Raw genomic sequence first — 5,451 nt, 5'->3', positions numbered from 1 at the left:
GGGGGGCGGGCGTGGGGGGGGGGGGGGGCGGGGGCGGGCGCGCGCGCGGGGCGGGGGGGGGGGCGGGCCGGGGGCGGGCGCGGCCCCCCCCCCCCCCCCCCGCCGGCAGCCTCCGCAGCAGCACGCCGAGGGCGAGGAGGGCGGCGAGGGTCATGTCCGTCCTCCTCAGAACTCGCCGCTGACGGTGGCCGCCAGGTAGCCGTCGAGGTCGGGGACGTCCGGGCGCACCACGTGGCGCACCCAGGCGTCCCGCTCCGCCCCCATCGCCACCAGCTCCCAGATGCACGCGGTGGCCGCACCGGGGGCCGGCCGCCAGTCGGCCGGGTCGGCCCACTCGGAGATCCACGTCCGGGAGTGCAGGATCAGCCGGTTGGGACTCCACCAGGCGACGACGACGTAGCAGCCGTCCTCGTCCTCGTGCAGCACGCTGAAGGCGCAGCTCAAGGCCTGCGGATACGCCTCCGGCAGGCTGCGTTCGACCGCCCGGCGGGCGGCCTCGATCACGTGGGCGGGGGGCCTCGGCCGGGTGGCCGAGATGCCGTACCGCTTGACCCGCCAGCCCCGCACCCGGTCCGGGGCGAGGGCGACCATCCGACGCGGTGCCCAGGGCACCGGCACGACTCCGACATCCATGGCCGCCACGGTAGGCGGGCGCCCTCCAGGCGGGATCGAACCGGCCTGGACGTCCGTCAGCCCGCCACCAGCCGGCCCCCAGCCCGCTCCGAGGCCCGGCCACCACCCTGGACCACGCGAACAACCACCGGACGACGATGAGGGGTTGACGACTGTGCGCAGGCTCAGTTGCGACTCGGCGGAGCTCTCCGCGGAGTACGGGATACGGATCGGGCGCTGGACGCAGTACGCCGAGTCGGCGCGGCTGCCGTTCGACGCGATGTGGTGCCTGGTGGGCCCCGGCTCGTCGAGCGCGCGGGACGGCCACCCGGAGACGGAACTGGCGGTGGTGGTCACCGGCCGGGCCGAGTTCGAGGTCGAGGGGTCCGGCACCACGGCGGCCCCGGCCGGCACCGCCGTGCTGCTCGACCCCGAGGAGCGGCACGTCATCCACAACCGCTCCGAGACGGACCCGCTGACCATCCTCAGCATCTACTGGCTGCCCGGCGCGGCGGACGGGGACCGGTCGTGACCGCCCGCCCGGTGGTGCTGCTCAGCCCGCCGCCGACCCCGAACGGCCCGCTGCACCTGGGCCACCTCTCCGGCCCCTACCTCGCGGCCGACGTCGCCGCCCGCGCCGCGCGCGCCCGCGGCGAGCGGGTGCTGACCGTCTGCGGCACCGACGACCACCAGAACTACGTCGTCGCCAGGGCCGAGCAGCTCGGCCGCAAACCCGACGAGCTCGTCGACGAGTTCGGCGCGCTGATCCGCGCCTCGCTCACCGCCGCCCGGATCGAGCACGACGTCTTCACCACCCCGCGCACCGACCGCAACCACCGCGCCCGGGTGGCCCGGCTCTGCGTCGAAATGGTCACCGCCGGGCTGCTGCCCGAGGCGGAGTGGCCGATGCTGCTCTGCGAGGACTGCGGACGCACCCTGCACCACGGCTACGTCGGCGGCGGCTGCCCGGCCTGCGGCGAGCCGATGGGCGGCGGCACCTGCGAGGCGTGCGGCGGCTTCGCCACCGCCGCGCAGCTGCGCGACCCGCGGTGCCGGTGCGGCGGCGCACCCCGCACGGTGCGCCACCGGGGGCCCGTCCTCGCCCTGGAGGACCACCGGGAGGCGCTGACCCGGATCTGGTCCGCCGCGGTGCTCCCCGCCCGGGTCCGCGCCCTGCTCACGCGGCTGCTGGACGAGGGGCTGCCGGACGTCCCGGTGAGCTACCCCACCGACTGGGGGATCGAACTGGTCGGCGGCAACCGGCTCGACGTCTGGGTCGAGATGGGCCTGTCCTACCTCGACCTGATCGGGCGCCGGCTCGACCCGGACGCCCGCCGCCTCACCGAACTCGGCGCCGCCTGGGGCGGGCTGGGCGGTCTGTGGCCGTTCCTCGGGATCGACAACGCCTTCTACTACGCCGCCGTCTTCCCCGCCCTGGCCGTCGCCGCCGGCGCGCCCTGGCGGTCCGTCCTGTCCGGCCTGGTGGTCAACGAGTTCTACCGGCTCGACGGGCTCAAGTTCTCCACCAGCCGCGACCACGCCGTCTGGGCCCACGAGCTGCTCACCACCGAGGACCCGGAGACCCTCCGGCTCTTCCTCAACTGGGACCGCCCCGCCCCCTTCCCGAGCAACTTCACCGCGGCCGGCTACGCGGCCTTCGCCGAGCACCGCCCGCCCCGGCACCCCGACCCCGGCGGGCCCCTCGCCGACGCCGACCTCGCCCGGGCCGAACAGGCCCTGCGCCCCGAGACGTTCGACCCCGCGCTCGCCGCCCGCTGCCTCCTGCCGCTCGCCGCCGGCGCTCCTGACACCCACCCCCTGGACGCCCGCGCCCGGCGGCTGCTCGACGCGCTCACCGGCCGCGGCCCGGCCCCGGAACGGTAGGCGGCCGTGCGGATCTGCATCATCGGCGCGGGCCTGGCCGGCACCCTGCTCGCCTGGCGGCTGCGGCGCGGCGCACCGGGCACCGACGTGTGCCTGATCACCGCCGCCACCCCGCCCGGCGAGGCCACCGCCGCCTCCGGCGGCCTGGTCCGCGGCTTCGAGCCGGACCCGGCCGCCTGCCGGCTCGCCGCCGAGAGCCTCGCCGAACTGCGCGCCGACCCGGCCCTCGCCGCCCTCGCCGAGTACCGCGAGACCGGCTCGCTGTACCTCACCGACGACCCCCCGCCCACCGCCCTGCTGGACCTCGTCGAGGACCGGCTGCCCGGCTCGGCCGAGCAGCTGACCGCGGCCGGCGCCGCCGAACGGTACGGGATCACCGGCCCCCCGGACGCCCACTACCTCGCCGAACGGCACGCCGGCTACCTCAGCCCGGACGCGCTGCGCCACGGCCTGCTCCGCGACCTCCTCGACCACGGCGGGCGCACCGTCGCGGGCCCGGCCCTGGCCGTCGGCCCCGGTTCGGTACGGCTGCCCGGCGGCACGCTCTCCTGCGACCTCACCGTCCTGGCCACCGGACGGCGGACCGGGCCGCTGCTGCGCCAGAGCGGCCTGGACCACCGCGAGCCCACCCGGCTGCGCGGCAAGCTCGTCCAGTACACCGTCCACCGGGCCGGCGGCCGCCGCCCGCCGTGCTTCGTCGACGGGACCACCGGGCTGTACGGGCGCCCGCACGGCCGCGGCGACGTGCTGCTCGGCGTGCCCACCGACTGCTGGGACGAGCACGCCGAACCGCTGCGCCCCCTCCCCGACCTGCGCCGGGAGACCGAACTGCTCGCCCTCCTGCGGCTGCCCGGCCTGCGGCTGGGCCGGGTGCGGCGCACCGTGGTGGCCGCCGACTGCTACAGCCCCTCGGGCCTGCTGGAGCTGCGCGCCACCACCGACCCGGCCGTCCACACCTTCACCGGCGGCAGCGGCGGCGCCGCCAAGTGCGCCCTGGCGGCCAGCCGCCGGGCCGCCCGCGACCTGCGGGTGCCGGGCTACCGCGACGACCTCGACGACCTCCTGGAGCTGTCATGACCAGCACGCTGCGGCGGGCCCTCGAAACCGTGTGCCCCGAGCGCGTGATCGACCCGCGCCACCCCCGCTACGACGCCACCCGGCAGCTCTTCAACGGCATGCACGACCGCCGCCCGCGGCTGATCGTGCTGCCCTGCGACCGTGAGGAGCTGCGCCGGGTCGTGCAGCTCGCCCGCGAGGCCGGCCTGCCGCTCGCGGTGCGCGGCGCCGGGCACAACATCGCCGGGACGGCCGGCGTGGACGACGGCGTGGTGATCGACCTGCGGCTGCTGGACCGGGTCCGGATCGACCCGCACCGCCGCACGGCCCGGGTGCAGGGCGGCGCGACCTGGGCCCAGTTCGACGCGGCCGCCTCCCGGCACGGACTGGCCGTCACCGGCGGCACGTTCGACACCACCGGCGTCGGCGGGCTGACCCTCGGCGGCGGGATCGGGCACCTGATGGGCCGCTACGGGCTCTCCTGCGACAACGTCCTGGAGTACTCGCTGGTCACGGCCGACGGCGACCGCCTGGCCGTCGACGCCGACACCGACCCCGAGCTGGACTGGGCGCTGCGCGGCGCCGGGCACAACTTCGGCGTCGTCGACGAGTTCGTGTTCCGGCTGCACCCGGTCACCACCGTCCACGGCGGCACGGTCGCCTACCCGGCGCACGAGATGACCCGGGCGGTCGAGCTGTTCCGGCGGCTCGGCACCGAAGGCCCCGACGGACTGGTCTGCATCCTGCTGCTGGAGCGGTTCGGGCCCGCGCAGGAGCCCGCCGCCGTCCTGAGCGTCTGCTACAGCGGCACCGACCCCGGCTACCCCGCGCTGCTCGACAAGCAGTTGCGCGAACCGGAGGTGCTGGACTGGCAGGTCGAGCGGCGCCCGTACCTGTCGATGCAGCAGTTCCTCGGCCGCCTGCCGTACGGGCTGCGCCACTACTGGAGCGCGCGCTGCACCGACGGGCTGCCGGACGAGCTGATCGCCGCGCTGGTCGAGCGGTTCCACGCCGGGCGCTGGCGCGGGGAGTTCAACGACACCGTCTACCTGGAGGCGTTCGGCGGGGCGGTGCGGCGGGAGCCCGAGCGGCCGTCCGCGGTGGGCTGGCGCACCGCGCGGTTCAACGTCACGGGCATGGCCATCTGGGAGGCGGCCGACGCCGACCCCGAGCGGATCGCGTGGGCCAGGTCGGTGGCGCGGGCCGCCGAGCCCTGGGGCACGTCCGGCGACGGCTACGTCAACTACCTGTCGGACCCGGAGGGTTCGGACACCGCGCGGGCCGTCCGGACGTACGGGGAGCGGGGGCACCAGCGGCTCGCGGCGCTCAAGCGGCGGCTGGACCCGGACAACGTCTTCCGCCCGGCGTTCGCCATCGCCCCGGCGACGGGGGCGTGAGGGCCGTGACCGGGGCGCGGATCGACTACAACAACCGCTTCTTCTCGGCGGACCCGGGCGGCTCGCCGGAGACCGCGGCCGCCGGGGAGTCCCCCGTCGGCCACTACCACCAGCTCGGCGACCTCGTCTGGGCCGAGTTCCGCGGCGGGAAGGTGCTCACCGGCCGCCTCGTCGGCACCTGCGGCCCCGACGGCGCGCTGCGGCTCGCCTACTGCCAGGTGCTCGCGGACGGCGGCGTGGTCGCCGGGGAGTGCACGAGCAAGCCGGAACGGCTGCCGGACGGGCGGCTGCGCCTCCGCGAGGAGTGGCGGCGGTCCGACGGCAGCAGCGGGGTCTCCCACATCGAGGAGGTCCGTGGCCGGACGGGGGGCTGACCCCGTCCGACTCGGACTCGGGGGGGGGGCGGGGCCCCCCCCCCCGCGCCCCCCCCGGCCCGCCCCCCCCCCCCCCCGCCGCGCGCCCCCCCCCCCCGGGCGGCGCGCCCGCGAGGTGGCGGCAGCCC

At 77.2% G+C, this 5,451-nt stretch carries 6 protein-coding genes; 5 read left to right on the top strand and 1 reads right to left on the bottom strand.

Annotated features, from left to right (window positions below):
* Window positions 1–165: 165 nt before the first annotated feature.
* A complete protein-coding gene (locus tag ACFV4G_RS42855; protein ID WP_380448989.1) occupies window positions 166–633 on the bottom strand; it encodes a hypothetical protein in 468 nt (155 codons plus the stop codon).
* Between the two features lie 154 nt (window positions 634–787).
* Between ACFV4G_RS42855 and ACFV4G_RS42850 the strand changes: the two genes are divergently transcribed.
* Genes ACFV4G_RS42850 through ACFV4G_RS42830 form a run of 5 tightly spaced genes read left to right on the top strand, consistent with a single transcriptional unit; the run spans window position 788 to window position 5,323 of the window.
* Window positions 788–1,144: a cupin domain-containing protein gene (locus ACFV4G_RS42850; RefSeq protein ID WP_380448987.1), complete on the top strand. Its 357-nt coding sequence runs from the start codon at window positions 788–790 to the stop codon at window positions 1,142–1,144.
* On the top strand, window positions 1,141–2,496 hold the full coding sequence (locus ACFV4G_RS42845) for a class I tRNA ligase family protein (RefSeq protein ID WP_380448985.1): 1,356 nt from the start codon (window positions 1,141–1,143) through the stop codon (window positions 2,494–2,496). Before ACFV4G_RS42850 ends, ACFV4G_RS42845 begins: the two co-directional genes overlap by 4 nt.
* Window positions 2,497–2,502: 6 nt before the next feature.
* Window positions 2,503–3,573: an NAD(P)/FAD-dependent oxidoreductase gene (locus tag ACFV4G_RS42840; protein ID WP_380448983.1), complete on the top strand. Its 1,071-nt coding sequence runs from the start codon at window positions 2,503–2,505 to the stop codon at window positions 3,571–3,573.
* Window positions 3,570–4,949 (top strand): FAD-binding oxidoreductase, encoded by a 1,380-nt coding sequence (locus ACFV4G_RS42835; RefSeq protein WP_380448981.1) that lies wholly within the window; start codon window positions 3,570–3,572, stop codon window positions 4,947–4,949. The genes ACFV4G_RS42840 and ACFV4G_RS42835 overlap by 4 nt, the downstream gene beginning before the upstream one ends.
* 5 nt (window positions 4,950–4,954) lie before the next feature.
* Complete coding sequence (locus ACFV4G_RS42830) at window positions 4,955–5,323, top strand: hypothetical protein (RefSeq protein ID WP_380448980.1); 369 nt, start codon at window positions 4,955–4,957, stop codon at window positions 5,321–5,323.
* The last annotated feature ends 128 nt before the right edge of the window (window positions 5,324–5,451 follow it).

This window comes from Kitasatospora sp. NPDC059747, assembly GCF_042732955.1.
Classification (GTDB): Bacteria; Actinomycetota; Actinomycetes; order Streptomycetales; family Streptomycetaceae; genus Kitasatospora.
Note: the sequence above shows the minus strand (reverse complement) of the source record. Positions and strands in the feature narration are given on the sequence as shown.